The sequence below is a fragment of the Campylobacter concisus genome (assembly GCF_003048875.2).
Lineage (GTDB): Bacteria > Campylobacterota > Campylobacteria > Campylobacterales > Campylobacteraceae > Campylobacter_A > Campylobacter_A concisus_AU.
The window spans coordinates 1,316,268-1,337,686 of record NZ_CP049264.1 but is presented as its reverse complement, the minus strand read 5'-3'; the positions used below and the strand labels follow the sequence as shown (position 1 = coordinate 1,337,686).

Genomic DNA, 21,419 nt, shown 5'->3' with positions numbered 1-21,419 from the left:
AATGAAGAAATTTCTACTTTTGGCTCTTTTTGCCACGCAAATTTTTGCCTTTTTGGCGAGTAAATTTGTAAATGACGCTAGGTCGCAGATCGGCGTAACGCTAAATTACGATCCAAGCTACGAAAGACTCGCCTATCCTATGGGCGACGTGGATATCAAAAAGGGCGTTTGCACCGACGTTATTGGAAGGGCGCTTCGGTATCAGGATATGGATCTACAAAGGCTCATTTTAAAAGATTTGAGTAGAAATTTCGCAAGCTATCCTAAAAATGGGGCTTAAAAACATCTATCGCAGGTGCGTTTAATACCGCTTGCATAAGATCACGGGGCATTTTAGGCTAAAGTAGCAAAATGGCTTTTTAATCAAATTTAAGGCAAAATCGCAAAAAAATAAATTCAAGGAAAAATAATGTTAGAAGTTAGGGGACTTACTCAAAGATTTGCAAGCAGTTTGCTATTTGAGGATGTAAATTTAAAGCTAAATCGCCACAACAGATACGGACTAATCGGTGCAAATGGCGCTGGTAAATCGACATTTTTAAAAATTTTAAGCGGAGCCATCGAGCCAACTAGCGGAGAGATCATCATAGAAAATGGACTAAAGGTTGGCGTGCTTGGGCAAGATCAGTTTGCGTTTGAAAATTTCACTCTAAAAGATGCGGTGCTTTATGGCAACAAGCGCCTATATGACGCTGTCAAAGAGAAAGAGAAGCTCTATATGAGCGAGGAATTTACAGATGAGATAAATGAGCGCTTAAGCGAGCTTGAGATGATAAGTGCTGAGGAAGACCCAAGCTACGAGTATGAGACTAGGATAGAGAAAATCCTAAGCTCGCTTGGACTAAATGAATTTGACAAGTTCATGAGCGAGGTTGAAAACTCAGATAAAGTTAAAGTTTTGCTGGCTCAAGTGCTTTTTCCAAAGCCAGACATCTTGTTTTTAGACGAGCCAACAAACAACCTTGACATAGACGCGATCGCATGGCTAGAAAACGAGCTAAACCGCCACGAGGGCACGCTTGTCGTTATTAGCCACGATAGGCACTTTTTAAATAGAGTTTGCACAAACATTTTGGATGTGGATTTTAAGAAAATTCGCGAGTTTTCAGGCAACTACGACGACTGGTATATGGCTGCAAATTTGATCGCAAAACAGCATGAGATGGAGCGCGATAAGAAGCTAAAAGAAAAAGAGGAGCTGGAGAAATTTATCGCGAGATTTTCAGCAAATGCGAGCAAGGCAAAGCAGGCGACCTCACGTGCAAAACAGCTTGAAAAATTAGATATCGCAGAGATCGCAGTCTCAAGCAGGCGTGATCCTAGCATTTTATTTCGTGCAAACCGCGAGATAGGCAATGAGCTAATTGAGCTAAAGAACATAAGTAAGAAATTTGATGATAAAGTGATATTTGAAAACTTTAACTTTAAGCTCGAAAAGGGTGACAAGCTAGCCGTCATCGGTCACAACGGCGTTGGTAAAAGCACACTTTGTAAGATCATAATGGGCGAGCTAAAGCCTGACGCGGGCGAGGTGCATATAGGCGCGACCATCGAGCTTGGATATTTTGCGCAAGATACGGTAAATAAGATAGATGGCGAGCTAAAGCTTTATGAATACTTGCAAGATGCCAAAAACAAGGACATCGACGAGATCAGAAAGTGCCTTGGCAGGATGCTCTTTAGCGGTGCCGAGCAAGAAAAGGCAGTCGGAGCGCTAAGCGGTGGCGAAAAACACCGAGTAAGACTAGCTCAGCTCATGCTTCATAGACCAAATTTACTTGTCATGGACGAGCCAAACAACCACCTCGACCTTGAGGCTATCATCGCGCTTGGCGAGGCGTTTTATAACTTTAATGGCTCAGTCATCTGCGTAAGCCACGACAGGGAGCTGATAGATGCCTTTGCAAATAGAATTTTGCACCTAAAAGGTAGTGGCGAAGTCGTTGATTTTAAAGGCACATACGAAGAGTATAGGGCAAATTTAGGCCTTGAAGCTTAAATGCTCACTTTGCCTCTAGGAAATTTCTAGAGGCAGTTTAAATTTATCCCCTTAAATTTACCATTCATAGCGAGTTTGTAAATTTAGATAGAACCGTAAATTTTAAATTTTCATCATATAAATGTGTCACGAAGTAATATTATAAAGAAAATTTAACTTAGAATTTTTATTTTACTATTTTGATAACTTTGAATTTATATTAATATTTTGTTAAATTTTCTCAAAAATGGCTTTTAAACTTAAAGTGTAGGACAAATCTGAGTTAATTTGACCCTTTTTATATAATAAAAAAGTGATATTATTAGTAATATAACAATTTAGACAAGCAAATTCCTAAAAATTAGCTTAAATATGAAATATAATTTTCTTTCAAAGAGCGCCATATCAAGTCAAAAGCTTAAAACTTAAAAAAAATAAGTAGTCATTAATATTTAAAATCTCAAATACCTATATAATTTCACTCGGTAACAAATTTTTACTAAGGAGAAGCTGTTATGGCAACCAGAAGAGAACATGATTTTATTGGCGAGTTGGAAATTTCTGACAATTTTTACTATGGCATCCAAACATTTAGGGCTACTGAAAACTTCCACATGAGTGGTAGAACATTAAAAGAGTATCCATACTTTGTAAAGGCATTTGCGCAGATCAAAAAAGCTGCTGCGCTTGCAAATAAAGAGGTTGGCGTTTTAGATCCAAAGATAGCTGATGCTTTGGCAAAAGCTGCTGATAGAGTAATAGCTGGCGAGTTTTTAGATCAATTTGTTGTTGATATGGTTCAAGGTGGCGCAGGAACAAGTACAAATATGAACTCAAACGAGGTTATCACAAATATCGCGCTTGAGAGCCTTGGTCACAAAAAAGGTGAGTATCAATACATCCATCCAAATGATCACACAAACCTTGGACAAAGCACAAATGACACTTATCCAAGCTCTATTAAAGTAGCAACTTATGCAAAACTTACTGACTTGCTTGCTGCTATGAATTTACTAAAAGATGAGCTTGAGAAAAAAGCAAAAGAATTTAAAGATATCATCAAAATGGGTAGAACAGAGCTTGAAGATGCCGTCCCTACAACACTTGGCAACACTTTTAACGCATTTGCAAGCTACATCAAAAGTGACATCGAAAAGATCACAGCAGCTCGTGAGTCAATGACACATCTAAACATGGGCGCAACTGCGATAGGCACAGGCATCAACTGCCACCCAGAGTATAAAAATGTAGTTGTTAAAAAGCTAAAAGAGATCACTGGAGTTGATTTTAAAAAGGCTGATGATTTTATCGCTGCTACGCAAGATACTGCAGACTTCGTCCACGTAAGTGGTGCGCTTAAAACCGCAGCTGTTAGACTTTCAAAAATCGCAAATGACTTAAGACTAATGAACTCAGGCCCAAGATGCGGTCTTGGTGAGATAAATTTACCTCAAATGCAACCAGGCAGCTCAATCATGCCAGGTAAGGTAAATCCAGTTATCGCCGAGGTTGTTGGAGAAGCTTGCTATGAGGTTATCGGCAACGACGTAACTATCATGCTTTGCTCTGAAAGAGGCGAATTTGAGCTAAATGCATTTGAGCCAGGTATCGCTTATGCGCTATTTAACTCTATATTCATCCTTGAAAATGCTATGAAAACACTAGCTGAAAAAGCTATCAAAAAACTTACTGCAAACCCTGAGGCTTGCTTAAAATCAGTTCTTGGCTCAGTTGGTATCGTAACAGCATTTAACCCATATATCGGCTATGAAAAATCAGCAAGCATCGCTAAAGAAGCTCTTCAAACAGGTAAAGCAGTTGGCGATATCTGCCTAGAGAGAGGCTATCTAAGCAAAGATGAGATCGATAAGATTTTAGAGCCTAAAAATATGCTAAATCCGAGCATGGTTAAGTAAAAATTTAAGCAAAGTATTATTAAAAGCGTGCCAGAATTCTGACACGCTTAAGTGGTGATTTTAGTAATAAAATTTAATAAAGGAGTTTTCGATGGATATAATGCTGATCTTACAGATTATAGTCCTATTTGGCGGCATCTATCTTGGTGTCAAACTAGGTGGTATGGGCGTTGGCTACGCAGGTGGTCTTGGCGTTGTGATACTCGCTTTACTTGGTATGAAAGTCGATATGAAAGATATCCCTATGGATGTTATCTTGATCATCGCTTCAGTTATCTCAGCGATCACAGCTTTGCAAGTTGCGGGCGGACTTGATTATTTAGTTCAAGTAGCAACAAAAATTTTACGCAAGAATCCAAAACAGATCAACTTTCTTGCTCCGATAGTTACTTACTTTTTAACTATCCTTGCAGGTACTGGACACACTGCGTTCTCTATGATCCCTGTTATCGTTGAGGTTGCAAAAACTCAAAACATCAAACCTTCAGCTCCACTTGCGCTTTCAGTTGTCTCTTCTCAAGTAGCGATCACTGCAAGCCCGATCTCAGCTGCGTTTGTTGCTATGAGTGGTCTATGCGAGAAGCTGGGTGTTAGCTATCCAGTGTTGCTATTTATTTGTATATCAACTACATTTGTAGCGATGGTTATCACTGCATTTATCATCAATAAATTTTACGATCTTGACCTTTCAAAAGATCCTATCTATCAAGAAAGACTTGCAAAAGGTTTGGTTGCAGAGGTTAAGGATGTCGAGTATCACGAGCCAAAACCATACGCAAAAAGATCAGTTGCGATCTTTGCAGTTGGCGTTTTGATCGTAGTTTGCTATGCGCTATGTATCTCAAAGAGCTTAAATTTAGTAGAAAAACCTATCCTTTCAAGAGATGCAGCTATCATTAGCTTTATGCTAACTATCGGCTTTACAATAGCAGTAGCTTGCAAAGTTGAGACAGGCAAACTTCTATCAACTAGCACTTTCCAAAGCGGTATGAATGCGTGCATCTGCGTTGTTGGTATCGCATGGCTTGGTACAACATTTGTTAATGGACACCTTGACGCTATCAAAGAGGTTGCAAAAGACTTCGTTACTCAGTATCCATTTATCCTAGCTGTTGCGCTTTATTTCTTAAGCTGCTTGCTATACTCACAAGCTGCTACAACAAAGGTTATGATGCCTGCTGTTGCTGCTGCTCTTGGTATGACTAGCCCTGAAAATTCAGGTCAAATTTGGATCCTTGTAGCTTCATTTGCTGCAGTTTCTGGTCTATTTGTATTGCCAACATATCCTACAACACTAGGTGCGATAGCGATGGACGATACAGGAACTACAAGAGTTGGTAAATTTGTATTTAACCACTCATTCTTCATCCCAGGAACTATAATGGTTGCATTATCAGTTATCCTTGGATTTATAGTAGCTCCAGTTCTTATATAAAACTTAAGCCGAGATTTCTCTCGGCTTTTTATTCTTCTCTAAATTTTCAATTTTTTATATCAAATTCTTAAATAACATCTCTTTTTAAATTTAATTTTTTCATTTTTATAAATCACGCAAAAATCGCGCTAAAATTTAATCCATCTTAATTTATCATTTTTAAAATTTGCTCTATTTTGATAGTTAATCTCACATATCATAAAAAATAAAAACTAAAAAAAATTATTAAATAAAATTTAATTTTACTTTCAACTTTAAATAATAAAATAACAAAAAGTAAAATTTCTTTTAAAGGGAGAAAGATGAGCTTAAATAGACGAGAATTTTTAAAATTCAGTGCAGGAGTTAGTGCAGCTGCATCATCTCTGTCAGGTGGTGCTTTGCAAGGTGCTGCAAATGGAGGCGAAAAGCACGTTCATAGCTTTTGTGAGATGTGCTCTTCAAGGTGTCCTATCGAAGCAAAAGTCGTTGATGGCAAAGTTCGCTTTTTAAGTGGCAATCCAAAAGCTGGCGGCACAGCAACCTCTCTTTGTGCAAGGGGTGGCTCAGGATTAAGTCAGCTCTATGATGAAAATAGGATCAAAAAGCCATTAATCAGAGCTGGCGAGAGAGGCGAAAATAAATGGCGCGAGGTTAGCTGGGACGAGGCGCTTGACTATGTTGCTTCAAAGATGCTTGAGATCAAGCAAAAGTATGGCCCTGAAAGCTTTGTATTTACCTGTAAAAGCTCGCAAACGCATAAGCTGATGGTAAATTTTGCCTCAGCTTATGGCTCGCCAAACTGCTTTTCACACTTTTCATGCTGTCCGATCACCTACCAAATGGTCTGCGAGCAGATGTATGGCATCGCTAAGCTAAAAAGAGACTTTGCAAATGCAAAATACGTTGTAAATTTTGGTCACAACCTCTTTGAGGGCATCGTCATAGCTGATGCTAAAAAGCTTGCTAAATTTGCAGCTAGCAAGGATACAAAGCTACTTGTGCTTGAGCCAAGATTTAGCGTTGTAGCTTCAAAGGCTGATGAGTGGCTACCAGTTAAACCAGGCACTGACCTTGCCTTTGTGCTAGCACTTATCAACACTTGGATACAAAATGGCACTTACGATAAAGAATTTATAGAAAAATTTACAACTGGCTTTGATGAGATCGTTAAAAGCGTAGAGGGCAAAACGCCTGAATGGCAAGAGACAATCACTGGCATAAAAGCAAGTGATGTTAGACGCATCGCTGATGAAATTTATAAAGCTGCTCCAAGAGTTATTTTTGATTTTGGGCATAAGACAACCACCACAAGAGCTGAGTATATGAGAACAAAAGCTATAATGGTGGCAAATGCGATGATGGGCAACTGGGAGGTTAAGGGCGGTCTTTTTGGTGGCAAAAATGCAAAGACCTTTAACAAACTAGTTGGTGAGGATAAATTTCCAGTTCTTAAAAACCCAGATGAGAAATTTAAAGTGCCAAAAGTCACTAGACTAGACTTCGCTGGCGAGGCTGGAGCGCATAAATTTGTAAGCAGAAAACATGGCGTTTTGATGGATATAGATAACGCTATCTTAAACGAGAAGCCTTACGCCATAAAAGGGTGGTTTAACATCCGCTTTAACCACCTCATAAACGTGGCTGAGACGATGAAGAGCATAGAGGCGATGAAGAAGCTTGAGCTCATCGTAGTGAGCGATGTCTATCTAAACGATATGGCGACCTTTGCTGATGTCATCTTGCCTGAGAGCAGCTACCTAGAGCGCGACGAGGGCATAGAGGATAAGTCGGGTCTAAAACCAGCTTATATGATAAGAAATAAAGTCGTTGATCCAGTTGGCGATACGAAAGATGGGGCGTTTATCTTTAGAGAGCTAGCACGCCGCATGAAGATAGATGAGCTTTACACTTGGAACGACATACGCGAGTTTAGGATGCAACAAGCTGGTGGAGATGTAAATTTACTTGCCGCACTAGAAAAAGATGGCTTTATCACGTGGGACGAGCCGGGAATTTTGTTTAGAGAAAAAGGCATGATCGATAAATTTATCGCTAAATATCCAGTCGCATCTAAATTTGTAGGTGAAAATGGTTTGATGGACGATATGGCTAAGCTTAAAACAAAAAGTGGCAAGATAGAGCTATTTTTGCCTGATGTCGAGGCGCAGTTTGCAGGATATGGCGCGCTAAATGACAAAGATATGGACACATTTGACGGACACGAGCTTTGCTTAACTTGCGGTAAAACGCCTATTCATACCAACGGCCACACTCAGGCAGTGCCATTTTTAAATGACCTTATGAGCGATAGCCCTATCTGGATCAATCCAAACACAGCTAAAAAGCAAAATTTACGTGACGGCGACACGGTCTTAGTCAAAAATAAATTTGGCGAGCAAAAGGGCAAGCTTATGGTGACTGAGGGCATTAGAGAAGATACGCTCTTTATCTATCACGGCTTTGGACACATCACGCCAGGCCTTAAGAGCATAGATCACGTAGGGCTTAACACAAGCGTGCTTCTTGATCCAGCTGAGGGTCCGGTGGCTGCGACTATGGTTACAAATGTTGGCGTTAGCATAAGTAAAGCGTAAGGATAAAAAATGAAAAAATATATGATGATACATGATGAAAATTTATGCATCGGCTGTCAAGGCTGCTCGGTAGCTTGCAGAAGTGCAAACAACGTGCCAAGGGGACTTTACCGCTTTCAGGTGCATGCAAAGATGAGTGGGACATTTCCAAATTTAAAGACTGACTTTTTACGTCAAAGCTGCGTTATGTGCGAAGATGCACCTTGCGTTGAGGTTTGCCCAACTGGCGCTAGCTTTAAAACGGCTGATGGCGTGACACTGCTTGATCATAGAATTTGCGTTAGCTGCAAGTACTGCATCCTAGCCTGTCCATACGATGCTCGCTACGTCTTGCCAGATGGTGAGATAGGCAAATGCACATTTTGCTATGAGAGTAGGCTAGAAGAGGGCAAAGAGCCAGCTTGTGTTAGCGTCTGCCCTACCAATGCCCTAACTTTTGGCGACGTAAATGATGAAAACTCTAAAATTTCAAAGAAACTAAAAGAGAGCAAATACTACTTGCCAAAAGCGGAGTTAAACACAAAACCTTCACTTGCAATGATCGCAAATACAAAAGGAGCACACCATGAATAACATGTCAGGAAGCCTAGCTCAATACACAGAAATTTACTGGGGCTGGCCGATAGCTTTTTATCTATTTTTAGCAGGACTTAGTGCAGGTGCTAGCATCGTTGCTGTGCTCATCTCAAATAAATTTGGCAAAGGCAACTACTACTTTAAAGCAGCCGCTCTTATCGCTCCAGTGGCGATCATCCTTGGACTTGCTCTTTTGGTGCTTGATCTTGGCAAACCGCTTAGCTTTTACTGGATACTCTTGCTCTACAACTTTGACTCAGTTATGTCAATAGGCGTTGCGCTGCTTCTAGTTTATACGCCTCTTAGCGTTATATACGCGGTTGGTGCGTTTAAAAATGAGATAGCAATGCTTAAAATTTCACTTTTTGACGCGCTTACAAATTTAGCTAGCAAGCTTTCAGGTTTGCTTGGAATTTTACTTTTCATCCTTGGCATCGGCGTTGGCGCATATACAGGCTTTTTGCTAAGCGCAGCTCACAAGATCGCACTTTGGAACACGCCAGTTTTGCCACTATTATTCTTAGTTTCTGGCTTAAGCTGTGCTGGTGCTTTTACGCTGCTTCTTGGCGTGCTAAAAGATGAAAAGAGAGCGCAAAACCAAACTGCACACTTTTTATTAAAATTTGACTTTTTAGCGATCGTAGCCGAGTTTTTGCTAATAGTTGCTCTTTTTATGGTTGTAAAAGGTGCAAGTGCAAGTGGTGCGCAGAGCGTAGCAAACGCACTTAGTGCAAATTCTCTTGGGCTGATGTTTTATATCGGCGTCATAGGTCTTGGTATGGCTGTGCCTATCATTTTAGACTTAAGCGTCTTAAAGGTGCATGATTTCAAACGCGAATTTGCCGTGCTAAACGCTATTTTAGTCATTTGTGGCGTCTTTTTGCTAAGATATTACATAGTCTATGCAGGACAAATTTTTATTTAATACTTAAAAAAGAATTTTAATTTGAAATTTACCTATTAAGTATTACAATAGATAAAAATCTTATTAAAGTTTGTTTTTTAGGAGAGCATTTTGAAGATTTTGCTTTTAGAAGATGATTTGGGGTTTCAAGAGAGTGTCTGTGAGTTTTTGCAGACGCTTGGTTATGAAGTTACAGCGGTGAGCGACGGTCAAGAGGCTTGCGACTTGATAGAGAAAAATTTCTATCACCTTTTTATACTTGACATAAAAGTGCCTGGAGTAAATGGTCACGAGGTCATCAAGTATATAAGAAGTCTAAATCCAAACGCTCCTATCATGATAACGACATCTTTAGTTGATATAGATGATATGGCGATTGGCTACGAGCTTGGCTGTAACGAGTATCTAAAAAAGCCATTTGAGCTAGCTGAGCTTAAATTTAGAGTTGCTGAGCTTATGAGAAAGTACTATGGCACTGACGATAAAAACATAGTAAAGATAAATGACGAGTTTAGCTTTAATCTAAATAAACGTGTGCTACTTAAAGATGGCAAGATGGTTGATCTTAGCGCAAAAGAGGTCGCTTTGGTCGAGTGTTTGGTCTCGCATCTAAATTCTTACGTCAGCATGGAGGAGCTTAGAGATCTTGTCTGGAACGACAAAGATATAGAGGGCGCTGATATAAGGATGCACGTTTTAAAGATAAGAAACAAGACAAACAATAACTTTATCATCTCAAAGAGGCGCATAGGCTACAAGATAGATGCACAAGAGCTTTAAGATCCAGATCATAGCGACATTTGTCATAATGTCGCTCTTTTGCTTTCAAAGCTTTGTGATCTTAAATTTAAGTCAGAAAAATAGCAGCTCAAAGGCTCTCTTTGGCGCTATGAAGCATGAAACCATCATCAAAAATTCATTTCTCAAAAACGAAAATATAGCTAGCTCACTAAAATATAAATTTGCGATTTATGACGTAAATTTTAAACCAGTCATCTCAACGCTTAGCAAAGAGCCAAGCAGCTTTAAATTTGTAACCCTAGAAGAGGGCGGGTATCTTTTTTACAAGAGCTTTTTTATAAAAGATAAGACCCCTTACTACATAGTCGTAGAAAAGGAGCTTGATAATAAAAAGAACATCTTTTTAACGGCCATCATGCTGCTTGTCATCCTTGTGGCAGTGCTTTTTATCGTCTATTTTTTATATCTAAGTAGCGTAAAGCCTTACAAAGAGTTTCAAAAGTATATGAATAACTTCTTTAACGACGCCATGCACGAGCTAAAGACTCCACTTGGCGTAGCTGGCATGAACCTTGAGATGCTAGGGCTTGAAAACAAGTATATAACCCGCATCAAAAACGCCCTAAAACAGATGCAAATAACCTACGAAGATGTCGAATACTTCATAAAACGAGGCTACATCAAATTCCCACTTGAGAGGCTAAATTTAGGCGAATACGTTAAAGAGCGAGTGAAATTTCTCTCAAGCGTGGCTGATGTCAAGCATATCGTGGTAAAGACAAATTTAGCAAGCGAGGCATTTACTATGCTAAGCAAGGTCGAAGCTCAGCGCATCATCGATAACACCATCACAAATGCCATAAAATACAGCCCAAAAGAGAGCGAGATAATAGTAAATTTAGAGCTTGAAGCAGATCGCATCAATCTTAGTGTGCAGGACTTTGGCAAGGGGATAAAGGACGTAAAAAGGATCTGGAAGCGCTACGTCAGAGAGGATGAAATCCAAGGCGGCTTTGGACTTGGGCTAAATATCGTCAGTGAAATTTGCCAAAAACATGACATTTTATATGGCGTCGATAGCGTTTATAATGAAGGCAGCACCTTTTACTATAAATTTAAACGAGCTTAGATTAAGCATAAAAGCGTAAAATGAAGCCTTAAATTTAGAAGGAAAAACTTTGGATAGAATCGTTGAAATCGAAAAAGTAAGCTTTGAAAATGACTTTGAAGTCTCGCTTAGACCGACAAAATTTGAAGACTACATCGGCCAAGAAAAGATCAAGCAAAATTTAGACGTCTTTATAAAAGCAGCCAAAAAGCGAAACGAGTGCCTAGATCATGTGCTATTTTACGGACCTCCAGGACTTGGTAAAACCACACTTGCTCACATCATCGCAAACGAAATGGGCGTAAGTATCAAAATGACCGCGGCTCCCATGATAGAAAAGAGTGGCGATCTTGCAGCGATCCTTACAAATTTACAAGAGGGCGACGTGCTTTTTATCGACGAGATCCATCGCCTAAGCCCAGCTATCGAGGAGGTGCTTTACCCTGCGATGGAGGATTTTAGGCTTGATATCATCATAGGCTCAGGGCCAGCTGCCCAAACTATCAAGATAGACCTACCAAAATTTACGCTAATCGGAGCAACGACGCGTGCTGGTATGATCTCAGCGCCTTTAAGGGACCGCTTTGGGATGGACTTTAGGCTGCAGTTTTACACAAGCAGCGAGCTAAGCCGTATCGTGCAGATAGCCTCAGCTAAGCTTGGCAAAGAGTGCGATAAAAATGCCTCACTTGAGATCGCCAAACGCTCACGTGCCACGCCTAGGATCGCGCTTAGACTGCTAAAGCGAATTCGCGACTTTGCCGAGGTAAATGACGAGCAAATCATCAGCCACGAGCGTGCAAAAGAGGGGCTTAACGCACTTGGTGTAAATTCGCTTGGGTTTGACGAGATGGATATTAGGTATTTAGAAATTTTGATGCAAGCAAGGCGCCGTCCTATGGGGCTTAGCACGATCGCTGCGGCACTTAGCGAGGACGAGGGCACGGTGGAGGACGTCATCGAGCCATATCTACTTGCAAATGGCTTTATCGAGCGCACGGCAAAGGGCAGGATCGCTAGCGCGAAGTGCTTTGAGACCTTTAATGTCAAGATCGACATCGAAAAAGGGCTTTTTGAGTAGCGAAATTTAAATTTGGAGCAAAAATGAGCGAGCCACATCTTTGTCCTAAGTGCAAGCAAAGGACGATTTACTTTGACGGGATATGTTATGAGTGTAGGCAAAAAGAGAAGCTGGAGTTTTATGAAAATTTAAGCAAAGATGAGATCAAACAAAGGCTAAAAAATGTCCTAGCGCACATAGATGAGATAGGCAAATATGATGAAATTTACAGCGATCTTGTCTATATTTTCTACCTACACGGCATTTGCGACGAGCAGATCATTAATGAGCTTACAAAAAAAGGCGAGTACTATCCACCTGAAATTTACAAAAAGGCTTCAATAAAGATCAGAGATGAGCTTATAAAGAGGCTTTCAAGCGAAGAAAATATAGTCAAGCTAAATCACATCCTTTGCGCGCTTGCGTGGCAGGGCGATGAGGTGGTAAGAGAGCTATTTTTTAAGCTTTATAATGCGCCAAAGCCTTGGAGGGAAAAGCTTCACGTTGATATGGATGGATACGCGCAGGTTGCAGGCTGGAGCTTTGATAGCAGTGGCAAGAGAAGAAGCCTAGTTTTTGAGAGGTGCTTTACCTGCCAGCCAAGTAAAAACGAGGACGCTAGCGTTAAATTTAAAGCAGCAAATGATGAAAAATGTAAATTTTGTAACGGCGAGATGATAGAACTCACCATTAAAAAAGAGAGCCTAAAGCGACTTGGGCTAGAGCTTAAAAACGATGCTGTGCTTAAATTTTGCCCAACATGCGTGGGTTTGGTGCAGTACTTTTGCCAAAATGACGGCAAAAGCATTCAAACAGAAGTGGTAGGCGAGGGCGAGAGTGAGGACTATGTAAGAGAGGCTGTGGCGGTGCTTGATGGGCAAAATTTCGAGCTCGCCAGCGAGGTTTGCGCTCACTACTCATATATGATAGATAGTGAAATTTTACTTGGCGGATATCCGCAGTGGCAGCAAGACAGCGAGTATCTAGCATGCCCAAAATGTGGTAAAACGATGAAATATCTAGCGCAAATTCCTTTTGGTGCTTTGGCGGATGCCGAGGGCACTATCTATATGCAAATTTGTGACGCGTGTGAGATTGTCGGAGCAAATTTTCAGTGCACGTAAAAGGCTAAATTTATAGGAGCTTTTGAAGAAAATTTACGTAAGGCATAAATTTATCTAAATTTATTAAGCTGTGGCAGGCTAAAAATGCCAAAAGCCTGCTCTTTGCAAATTTGGAGCCAAAGCGTTTTCGCAAATTTATCAAGCAAATGAGTAGCTTTTATAAATTTGCTATAATTACCCCATTTTAAGGGAGCGAGATGAATAATAGGCTATTTTTTGGAATTTTTGCGTTTTGTGCTTTGGCTTTGGTGGTCTATCTTTTTAAACCATTTTTACTTGACATTTTTATCGCAGCGCTGCTCGCAGTGGCTGTTGCAAACGTGCAGATCGCATTTTTAACGCTTACTAAAAACCGCAAAACGCTCTCGTCAGGTCTTACGACATTTGCGCTTCTTTGTTTATTTATCGCGCCGCTTCTTTACGCAGTCGTGGAGATCGCGAAATACGCAGCTGGCTTTGACATAAACAACGTCACAAAGACCATTGAATTTATCAAAAACTACGACTTTAGCCTGCCAGAGTCGATAAATTTCTTAGAGCCAAAGATAAAGGAATTTATAGGCGGGCTTGATATCAAGATGCTATTTTCGCAAGTCGCTGCTAATCTTGCAAATTTAGGCAAACTAAGCCTTAAATTTGGCGTTGATATGATCATCATCCTAGTCTTTTTCTTCTTTTGCAACCTTTACGGCAACGAGCTTATAAACTACCTAAAAGAGGCGCTTCCGCTTAAAAAAGAGGACACTGAGTCGATACTAAGCGAGGTTGGCAACGTGATGGGCGTCGTTTTTTACTCAACCATCGCAAATATGATCATTCAGGGCTTTTTGTTTGCCATTATCACCAGTTTTTACGGCTATGACGGAGTGCTAACTGGCATCTTTTTTAGCTTCGCTTCACTCATTCCAGTCGTTGGCGGCTTTTTGGCGTGGGCGCCTATTAGTATTTATGAGTTTGCAAATGGCAACACAGCAGCCGCTATCACGATCGCACTTTACACTATTATCGTGATCTCATTTGGCGCTGATACGCTGCTAAAGCCGCTTGTCATTAAATTTATAAACTCAAAATTAGTCAAGATACCAACAAAGATAAACGAGCTACTCATCTTTTTTGCGATGATCGCTGGTATCACGACGTTTGGCTTCTGGGGCGTGATCCTCGGACCTGCGATCGTGACATTTTTTATCTCAACGATCAAGCTTTACACGCTTTTGCGAGAGAGAAATTTCGTATAAAATAGGGGCAAAATATGATATATGAAGATAAATTTATAAGAGTTGAGCGCGAAAAGAACGAGCTTCCGTGGGTGAAAATTTTTAGCGCAAAGCCATATAGGGAGCTAAGTGACTGCGACGAAGCGAGTAGGGCTAGGCTTTTTGAGGCTATGTTGGTGGCTGAAAAGGCTATGCTTGAGTTTTATAAACCAACTAAGATAAACATCGCAAGCTTTGGAAACTACGTGCCACACGTGCATATTCATGTTATTGCGAGATTTGAAAACGATGCATTTTTCCCAGATAGCGTTTGGGCTAACCCCAAAAGAAAAAGCGAGCTTGAGCTGCCTAAATTTGACGAATTTGCCAAATTTTTAGAAGAAAAACTAAGGCTTAGTTTTGAGTAAATACAAAAAATATTTTAATATCTATATCGTTTTAGTCGTTTTTGCGCTGCTTGGTAGCCTTTTTTACTTTCTTTATAGCTCATACATGGCTGAAAAAAAGCAAAACAATATGCGTGTCTTTTTTGACTACCATGTAAAGCAGCTAAACAAAAGTATCGATGATGAGAAATTTTCATCAATGGCGATCTCGATCTTGCTTGCTCAAAATGAGTCTATACAGATGTGCTTGCTAGGTCAAAACCGCGACGAATGCGTAAAAAATATCGAAAATTTGACCAAAACTCTTGGCGCAGCATCGATGTATAACAACATCAAGCTTCATCTTTACGACAAAGATATAAAAAGCTACGTAAGAAGCTGGGATTTAAACAGATATGGCGATATGATCGCTAGTGGCAGGTTTTTAGTCCAAGAGTCAAGGCGGCAAAATAAGCCCATGGTTGGCATCGAGGCGTGGTATGCTGGAGTGCATATAAGGGCTGTTTCAAATGTGATGCATGAGGGCAAAAACATCGGTAGCATCGAGGTTTTGCTAAACTACGACTCACTTGGAAATTTTTATAAAACGCAAGGCATAGACCTTTTTGTGCTACTATCAAAAGATAAGATGCCAGCACATAAAAGCGCGCCAAGTGATCAAATTTTAAGTGATTATTACATCGAAAATTTAAGCAGTGCAAATTTAAATATAGTTGGAATTTTGCGTGATATCGACCTTAAAAAGTATGAATTTTACGTATATAAGACGCACTATTTTTGCGTTGTGCCGCTACTTGATGCTAGCAACACGCAGATAGGCTACTACGTCCTTCACGTAAATACCGACGAAAAAGAACGAAACATCTCGCAAAATTATCTTGAATCAGAAGAGCTTTTTTAAATTTAAAAAGTATGCTCTAGAGCTTTGGTGTTGCTAGAGTTTTTTGCAGAATTTTTATAAATTTGGAGTATAAATTTAACCCTTATATGAAAACTCTTCGCTTGGGAAAATTTTGTTTTTTACTTCGTTAGCATAGCTTTGCACGCCTTTTCGCACAAGGGTGGCTCCGTCAAGATAGCGCTTGACAAATTTAGGTTTAAAGTCCTCGAAAAATCCCAACATATCAGACCAGACAAGCACCTGTCCATCGACATCTGCCCCAGAGCCTATGCCCACAACTGGCACACGAACCTGCCTTGTTATCTCGCTTGCTACCTTGCTAAGCGTGCCCTCAAGCAGTATGCTAAACGCGCCAGCTTGCTCAAACGCCAAAGCCTCTTCAACTAGCCTTTTTGCCTCAAGTTCGCTTCTACCTTTTATCTTGTATCCACCCTCAAATTTAAAAAACTGCGGCTTTAGTCCGATGTGAGCCATTACGTTTATGCCCTCTTCACAGAGGCGTTTTACTAAATTTACCTGATGCATGCCAACTTCAAGCTTCACCGCATCGGCATTTGTCTGCTTGAAAAATTTCATCGCATTTTTGATCGCTTGTTTTTCGTTTGTGTAGCTGCCAAATGGCATATCAGCTAGGATAAAAGTCTTTTTAGCCCCGGCGCAAACGGCCTTTGTGTGATAGAGCATGGTTCTCATATCAGCACTTAGCGTGCTCTCTTTCATATTAAAGCTCATGTTTAAGCTATCGCCAACAAGGATAATATCAGCATAATCATCAAAAATCTTCGCAAATAGCGCATCATAGGCAGTTATCATCACGATAGGCTCAACGCCTTTTTTGTTTTTTATATCATTTATAGTGAGTTTTTTCTTTGCGATTGTTTCATCTTTCATGGCTAAGTCCGGTAAATTTTGTGATAATGCTAACAATTTTATCAAAATTTTGCTACAATTACGCCAATTTCTTAAGGATATGAAAATGGGTATATTAAAAAGGCTTGAAGTAGATTATTCTTACGATATAGTTGAGGAGTTTCTCTCTCACTACACTTTGATGTGCGATTTACTAGAGCCTTTGATAATAAATTTAGGAAGAGCTGATAAGTATAAGGAGAGCATTTTAGAGCTTTCTAGGATCTTTCACAATATCAAATCAGCAGCAGGTTTTATGCATCTTGACCCGATCTTAAAGCTGACAACCTTGGCTGAAGAGGTCACTCAAGAGGCTAGAGGCTTAAAAGGTCCAGCAAATGATAAATTTATAGATTGGTTACTGCTTATCAGCGATCAGTTTCATAAATACAAAGGCGACGTCGAGAGAGACCTAGAGTATTTTAGCGTCCTTGAGCCAAAGATCATTGACGTACCTGCAAAGCTTGACTAAACAATCCAACTAAACCATTTCATTTTTATGGGAGCGACTTGGCTTCGACAGGAGCAGAGTGTGTACGGTGGCACGTCGCTTTGAGCAAAGCGTAAAAAGCTCAAATTAAATTTAAACGCAAACAACGTTAATTTCGCTCCTGCTTACGCTAAAGCTGCGTAAGTTCAGTTGAGCCTCGCTTTGTCTCATTCTAGCTAGGATGTAAGCGAGTAATTTAGCTAGAGTAGGCCAGCAAAGTGACTGCTTGCTAGCTGAAATTTAAGTCTTAGTCTAAATTTTGGTTTTGGAAAGTGAGCCTTTTTAGATGAAATTTTCACTTTTGCTAAGCGTGTAGAGGCTGTACGGATTTTGCTTTTGGACAGGGGTTCGATCCCCCTCGCTTCCACCATTTCACTTTAAATTTCTCTCAAATTTACTTACTTTTTAAAATAATATAAACTAAAATAACACAACTCATATAAACAAAGGAGAGGGATATGTTTTGGGAATTTGATGATGTTAATTATTTTGACGAAGGCATTGTTGCTGTTTTTAAAGATGGCAAATGGGGATATATAAACACCAAAGGTGAGCAGATCGTAGAGTGTAAATTTGATTATGCTGGCGATTTTAAAGAAGGCTTTGCTATTGTTGGAAAAGATTACAAATATGGATACATAAACACCAAAGGCGAACAGATCATAGAGCGTAAATTTGATGATGCTGGTTGTTTTCACGAAGGCGTTGCTCTTGTTCTAATAAATGGCAAGTACGGATATATAAACACCAAAGGTGAGCAGATCATAGAGCGTAAATTTGATGATGCTTGTCGATTTAACGAAGGCTTTGCTCCTGTTAAAAAAGATGACAAATGGGGATATATAAACACCAAAGGTGAGCAGATCATAGAGCGTAAATTTGATGATGCTTGTCGATTTAACGAAGGCTTTGCTCCTGTTAAAAAAGATGGCAAATGGGGATATATAAACACCAAAGGTGAGCAGATTGTAGAGTGTAAATTTGATTATGCTGGTTATTTTCACGAAGGCTTTGCTAATGTTAAAAAAGATGGCAAATGGGGATATATAAACACCAAAGGTGAGCAGATTGTAGAGTGTAAATTTGATGATGTTCGTGACTTTAACGAAGGCTTTGCTGCTGTTGAAAAATATGGCAAATGGGGATATATAAACACCAAAGGTGAGCAGATCATAGAGTGTAAATTTGATGATGTTTATGGCTTTTACGAAGGCTTTGGTGCTGTTAAAAAAGATGGCAAGTACGGATATATAAACACCAAATTTGAGCAGATCGTAGAGTGTAAATTTGATGGTGTTTATTATTTTCACGAAGGCTTTGCTGCTGTTTTAAAAGATGGTAAATGGGGATATATAAACACCAAATGTGAGCAGATCGTAGAGTTTAAATTTGATGATGCTCGTACCTTTAGCGAAGGCTTTGCTCCTGTTAAAAAAGATGGTAAATGGGGATATATAAACACCAAAGGTGAGCAGATTGTAGAGTGTAAATTTGATTATGCTCGTACCTTTAGCGAAGGCTTTGCTCCTGTTAAAAAAGATGGTAAATGGGGATATATAAACACCAAAGGTGAGCAGATCATAGAGTGTAAATTTGATGATGTTTATGGCTTTTACGAAGGCTTTGCTGCTGTTCAAAAAGATGGCAAATGGGGATATATAAACACCAAAGGATACCCTGTCATTTTTGACAAAAGCAAAAATGAGATAATGGAGGTGTTTGATAAGGTTATAGACAGGTCAAATAACACTTTCTACTTATCACGGCTAGGTGATAAATTTGGACTTTTGGATGAAAACTTTAATGTCGTTATCAAAAATAGCATTTATGGTAAATTTGAGGTGCTTCAAAGGATAAATGAAACTACTTTTTTGATAAAAATAGCAGAGCGAGATATCTTTGTGGATAGCGAAGGGAATTTCAGATAGGCTAGCTATAAAAAGCTTTGCCAGCCAGTTAAATTTAGCCCTGGCTGGATGCTTTTCTATCTAAGCTTTGTCTCAAAAAATGCGCCAAAAAGCGAGTTTATGCCTTGCTTTGTAAATTTCTCCATTATCTTTTCTAGCTGCGGTTTTTCTTGCCAGATGGGCTCATCTACGAGGCTTATTTTTGCTAGCTCATCTTGAGCGTCTATGTAGCTACCAAGGCTATCAATTAGCCCCATTTTTAGGGCATTGTGTGCCAAAAAGACCCTTGCGTTTGCCCACTCGTCTTTTTTCTTGATATCTAAATTTCTAGCTTCCGCCACGTCGCTTACAAAGAGCATGTAAGCGTCATTTACGAGCCCTTGCAAGCTCTCACGCTCCTGCTTGCTCCAGCTCCTCATAAAGGTGCCAGCCTCTTTAAACTCGCCAGCCTTCACCACCTGCTCGCTCACGCCTAAATTTTTGGCTAAATTTTCGATGTTTGCCCCTTGCATGATGACGCCAATGGAGCCGATGAAAGCGCCCGGGTTTGCTACGATAGTATCAGCATTTACGCCAGCGTAGTAGCTGCCGCTCGCCATGTTGCCAGCTGCGTATGCGAGCACTTTTTTGCTCTCTTTTAGCCTCTTGACCGCCATGGCTAGCTCCACGCTAGGACTTAGCGCGCCGCCTGGGCTGTCGATGTAGAGCAGCACGCCTTTGATGTTGTTATCAAGCCTTGCTTTTTCGAGCGCATCTAAAATTTCGCTTGTGTCCATTATCGTGCCGGTGATGTCTATGCGGGCTAAATTTGACTCTTTCATCTTGCCATCTGGCGCGAATATAAAAAATAAGATGAGTAAAAATATGAGCGCCTTAAAGTAGTTATTTATAAATTTAAAAATTCCCAAAAATCCTCTAAAAATAAGCCTTAAAATTTGCAAATTTTGCCTCCGATATATAGTTTTTTAGCCTCGTTTGTATGAAGTATGAGCTGAAGTATTAGCTCGCTATCATCGCACTCTAGGTCGTTATAGACTGCAAGATCAGCCGCGCGTCCTGCTTTTATCTCGCCGTTATTTGTCCTAAGTGCCTTTGCGCCCCCGTGCGTTGCAGCGACAAAAAGCCTAGTGGCAAGCTCGTTTAGATCAAGGCTAGCATGGGTAAAAAGGGCGGCTCGTAGCTCATGCCAAAAATTTAGGCTGATATTTGAGCTAAGGCCGTCTGTGCCGATGTTTAGACTGACGTTGTTTTTGAAAATTTCTTTTAAATTTAGCGCCTTTTTGCCAAGTAGCCTATTTGAAACGGCGCAGTGTGTCACGCTGTGATGAGGCATAAATTTAGCAAAATCGCTCACATAAATGCAGTGGGTAAATAGCGTATTTATCTCACGAAACATCGCAAAGTAGCCCTGCGCGTCATACATCGGCTTTGGATCTTGGCTAAATCTTAAAAGATGCTTTTTAAAGTCACCGCTGCCGTGCTCTAGCCACTGCTTTTCAGCCTTGCTCTCTAAAAAGTGCGTGCTTACAAGAAGACCATCCTTTTTAGCTATCTCAAGGGCGGCTTTGGCGAGCTTTGGATGCACAGAGTATGGCGAGTGCAGTGAGATGGCTGGGGTGAAATTTTGGCTTTTATAGCCCTTTGTTTTTTCAAATTTAGCTAAGAAATTTTGCAAATTTTGCTGAAGCATCTGCTCATTTGAGCCTAAAATTTCACTAAAAAGCACGACTTTTAGTGGGCTAGCGGCTAAAATTTCAAGCTCCGAGCCAAAGCTAGATATCTCGCCGATGGCACAAACTCCGCTTTTTAACAGCGAATTTATGGCTTCATTCATCGCTTTTTTAGCGTCCATTTTAGCTAGCTCGCCACCTTTATCGACGATAGAGCCAAGCCATTTTATAAAGTCGCCATATTTTAGTGTGCTAACGTTTGAGCTAAATTCCAAATGAACGTGCGTATTTATGAAGGCTGGAGCGATCACGCTGTCACCAAAGTCGCAAATTTTCGCATCTTTAAATTTTTTTTGCGTCTCTTTTTCGCTTGTAATTTCTAAAATTTTACCCTCATCAATGACAAGACAAGAATTTCTTAAAATTTTTGGATTTTCTCCGCCAGTGATGATCTTTTTTGCTTTTAAAATTTCCATTTCTAGCCTTAAATTTTTGTTATTGTAGCGAAAATTTAGGAACGA

General features: G+C 40.1%; 19 protein-coding genes and 1 other RNA gene. 17 read left to right on the top strand and 3 right to left on the bottom strand.

Annotation, left to right across the window (positions count from 1 at the left end; genetic code table 11):
* The first annotated feature begins 1 nt into the window (after window position 1).
* The 14 genes from CVT07_RS06725 (at window position 2) to CVT07_RS06660 (ending at window position 15,922) form a co-directional block, all read left to right on the top strand.
* Window positions 2-280, top strand: a complete 279-nt coding sequence (locus CVT07_RS06725; RefSeq protein WP_230855693.1) for a DUF1287 domain-containing protein — start codon at window positions 2-4, stop codon at window positions 278-280.
* A gap of 129 nt (window positions 281-409) precedes the next feature.
* Window positions 410-1,999, top strand: coding sequence for an ABC-F family ATP-binding cassette domain-containing protein (locus CVT07_RS06720; RefSeq protein ID WP_107936271.1), 1,590 nt, complete (start codon window positions 410-412; stop codon window positions 1,997-1,999).
* A gap of 494 nt (window positions 2,000-2,493) precedes the next feature.
* Window positions 2,494-3,894 carry an aspartate ammonia-lyase gene (locus CVT07_RS06715; protein ID WP_107936269.1) on the top strand — a complete coding sequence of 467 codons (1,401 nt, stop codon included), beginning with the start codon at window positions 2,494-2,496 and terminating at the stop codon, window positions 3,892-3,894.
* A gap of 91 nt (window positions 3,895-3,985) precedes the next feature.
* Window positions 3,986-5,329: an anaerobic C4-dicarboxylate transporter gene (locus CVT07_RS06710; RefSeq protein WP_103569419.1), complete on the top strand. Its 1,344-nt coding sequence runs from the start codon at window positions 3,986-3,988 to the stop codon at window positions 5,327-5,329.
* Between the two features lie 302 nt (window positions 5,330-5,631).
* Window positions 5,632-7,905: a thiosulfate reductase PhsA gene (gene phsA, locus CVT07_RS06705; RefSeq protein ID WP_107936267.1), complete on the top strand. Its 2,274-nt coding sequence runs from the start codon at window positions 5,632-5,634 to the stop codon at window positions 7,903-7,905.
* Between the two features lie 9 nt (window positions 7,906-7,914).
* Window positions 7,915-8,478 carry a 4Fe-4S dicluster domain-containing protein gene (locus CVT07_RS06700; protein ID WP_107936265.1) on the top strand — a complete coding sequence of 188 codons (564 nt, stop codon included), beginning with the start codon at window positions 7,915-7,917 and terminating at the stop codon, window positions 8,476-8,478.
* On the top strand, window positions 8,471-9,406 hold the full coding sequence (gene nrfD, locus CVT07_RS06695) for an NrfD/PsrC family molybdoenzyme membrane anchor subunit (RefSeq protein WP_107936263.1): 936 nt from the start codon (window positions 8,471-8,473) through the stop codon (window positions 9,404-9,406). The genes CVT07_RS06700 and nrfD overlap by 8 nt, the downstream gene beginning before the upstream one ends.
* 90 nt (window positions 9,407-9,496) lie before the next feature.
* A complete protein-coding gene (locus tag CVT07_RS06690) occupies window positions 9,497-10,165 on the top strand; it encodes a response regulator transcription factor (RefSeq protein ID WP_107936261.1) in 669 nt (222 codons plus the stop codon).
* On the top strand, window positions 10,149-11,255 hold the full coding sequence (locus tag CVT07_RS06685) for a sensor histidine kinase (protein WP_107936259.1): 1,107 nt from the start codon (window positions 10,149-10,151) through the stop codon (window positions 11,253-11,255). The genes CVT07_RS06690 and CVT07_RS06685 overlap by 17 nt, the downstream gene beginning before the upstream one ends.
* Before the next feature lie 49 nt (window positions 11,256-11,304).
* Window positions 11,305-12,315 (top strand): Holliday junction branch migration DNA helicase RuvB, encoded by a 1,011-nt coding sequence (ruvB, locus tag CVT07_RS06680; protein WP_021090089.1) that lies wholly within the window; start codon window positions 11,305-11,307, stop codon window positions 12,313-12,315.
* A 23-nt stretch (window positions 12,316-12,338) separates the two neighbouring features.
* Window positions 12,339-13,418: a cytochrome C gene (locus CVT07_RS06675; RefSeq protein ID WP_107936257.1), complete on the top strand. Its 1,080-nt coding sequence runs from the start codon at window positions 12,339-12,341 to the stop codon at window positions 13,416-13,418.
* A gap of 197 nt (window positions 13,419-13,615) precedes the next feature.
* Entirely contained in the window at window positions 13,616-14,656 is a 1,041-nt protein-coding gene (locus CVT07_RS06670) for an AI-2E family transporter (RefSeq protein ID WP_087583746.1), read from the top strand.
* A 14-nt stretch (window positions 14,657-14,670) separates the two neighbouring features.
* The gene (locus CVT07_RS06665) at window positions 14,671-15,042 is read left to right on the top strand and encodes an HIT family protein (RefSeq protein WP_107936255.1); all 372 of its coding nucleotides are present in this window, start codon (window positions 14,671-14,673) and stop codon (window positions 15,040-15,042) included.
* Window positions 15,035-15,922, top strand: coding sequence for a cache domain-containing protein (locus CVT07_RS06660; protein ID WP_107936253.1), 888 nt, complete (start codon window positions 15,035-15,037; stop codon window positions 15,920-15,922). Before CVT07_RS06665 ends, CVT07_RS06660 begins: the two co-directional genes overlap by 8 nt.
* 75 nt (window positions 15,923-15,997) lie before the next feature.
* On the opposite strand, the gene panB is transcribed toward CVT07_RS06660, so the two are convergent.
* Window positions 15,998-16,813, bottom strand: a complete 816-nt coding sequence (gene panB / locus CVT07_RS06655) for a 3-methyl-2-oxobutanoate hydroxymethyltransferase (protein ID WP_107936250.1) — start codon at window positions 16,811-16,813, stop codon at window positions 15,998-16,000.
* Between the two features lie 85 nt (window positions 16,814-16,898).
* Between panB and CVT07_RS06650 the strand changes: the two genes are divergently transcribed.
* The 3 genes from CVT07_RS06650 to CVT07_RS06640 all read left to right on the top strand — a co-directional run bounded on the left by CVT07_RS06650 (window position 16,899) and on the right by CVT07_RS06640 (window position 19,249).
* The gene (locus CVT07_RS06650) at window positions 16,899-17,303 is read left to right on the top strand and encodes a phosphorelay protein (protein ID WP_107936248.1); all 405 of its coding nucleotides are present in this window, start codon (window positions 16,899-16,901) and stop codon (window positions 17,301-17,303) included.
* A 29-nt stretch (window positions 17,304-17,332) separates the two neighbouring features.
* Window positions 17,333-17,691: a transfer-messenger RNA gene (gene ssrA, locus CVT07_RS06645) on the top strand.
* A gap of 88 nt (window positions 17,692-17,779) precedes the next feature.
* Window positions 17,780-19,249, top strand: coding sequence for a WG repeat-containing protein (locus tag CVT07_RS06640; protein WP_196375712.1), 1,470 nt, complete (start codon window positions 17,780-17,782; stop codon window positions 19,247-19,249).
* A gap of 56 nt (window positions 19,250-19,305) precedes the next feature.
* On the opposite strand, the gene sppA is transcribed toward CVT07_RS06640, so the two are convergent.
* Entirely contained in the window at window positions 19,306-20,169 is an 864-nt protein-coding gene (sppA, locus tag CVT07_RS06635; RefSeq protein ID WP_107936244.1) for a signal peptide peptidase SppA, read from the bottom strand.
* Complete coding sequence (gene mqnF / locus CVT07_RS06630) at window positions 20,157-21,374, bottom strand: aminofutalosine deaminase family hydrolase (RefSeq protein WP_107936242.1); 1,218 nt, start codon at window positions 21,372-21,374, stop codon at window positions 20,157-20,159. Before mqnF ends, sppA begins: the two co-directional genes overlap by 13 nt.
* Window positions 21,375-21,419 lie beyond the last annotated feature (45 nt).

Coding starts and splice junctions, on each gene's coding strand:
- CVT07_RS06670 (WP_087583746.1), top strand. CDS start 13,616: ATGAATAATAGGCTATTTTTTGGAATTTTTGCGTTTTGTGCTTTGGCT.
- CVT07_RS06640 (WP_196375712.1), top strand. CDS start 17,780: ATGTTTTGGGAATTTGATGATGTTAATTATTTTGACGAAGGCATTGTT.
- CVT07_RS06650 (WP_107936248.1), top strand. CDS start 16,899: ATGGGTATATTAAAAAGGCTTGAAGTAGATTATTCTTACGATATAGTT.
- CVT07_RS06720 (WP_107936271.1), top strand. CDS start 410: ATGTTAGAAGTTAGGGGACTTACTCAAAGATTTGCAAGCAGTTTGCTA.
- nrfD (WP_107936263.1), top strand. CDS start 8,471: ATGAATAACATGTCAGGAAGCCTAGCTCAATACACAGAAATTTACTGG.
- phsA (WP_107936267.1), top strand. CDS start 5,632: ATGAGCTTAAATAGACGAGAATTTTTAAAATTCAGTGCAGGAGTTAGT.
- CVT07_RS06725 (WP_230855693.1), top strand. CDS start 2: ATGAAGAAATTTCTACTTTTGGCTCTTTTTGCCACGCAAATTTTTGCC.
- panB (WP_107936250.1), bottom strand. CDS start 16,813: ATGAAAGATGAAACAATCGCAAAGAAAAAACTCACTATAAATGATATA.
- CVT07_RS06710 (WP_103569419.1), top strand. CDS start 3,986: ATGGATATAATGCTGATCTTACAGATTATAGTCCTATTTGGCGGCATC.
- CVT07_RS06665 (WP_107936255.1), top strand. CDS start 14,671: ATGATATATGAAGATAAATTTATAAGAGTTGAGCGCGAAAAGAACGAG.
- CVT07_RS06700 (WP_107936265.1), top strand. CDS start 7,915: ATGAAAAAATATATGATGATACATGATGAAAATTTATGCATCGGCTGT.
- mqnF (WP_107936242.1), bottom strand. CDS start 21,374: ATGGAAATTTTAAAAGCAAAAAAGATCATCACTGGCGGAGAAAATCCA.
- CVT07_RS06685 (WP_107936259.1), top strand. CDS start 10,149: ATGCACAAGAGCTTTAAGATCCAGATCATAGCGACATTTGTCATAATG.
- CVT07_RS06675 (WP_107936257.1), top strand. CDS start 12,339: ATGAGCGAGCCACATCTTTGTCCTAAGTGCAAGCAAAGGACGATTTAC.
- CVT07_RS06715 (WP_107936269.1), top strand. CDS start 2,494: ATGGCAACCAGAAGAGAACATGATTTTATTGGCGAGTTGGAAATTTCT.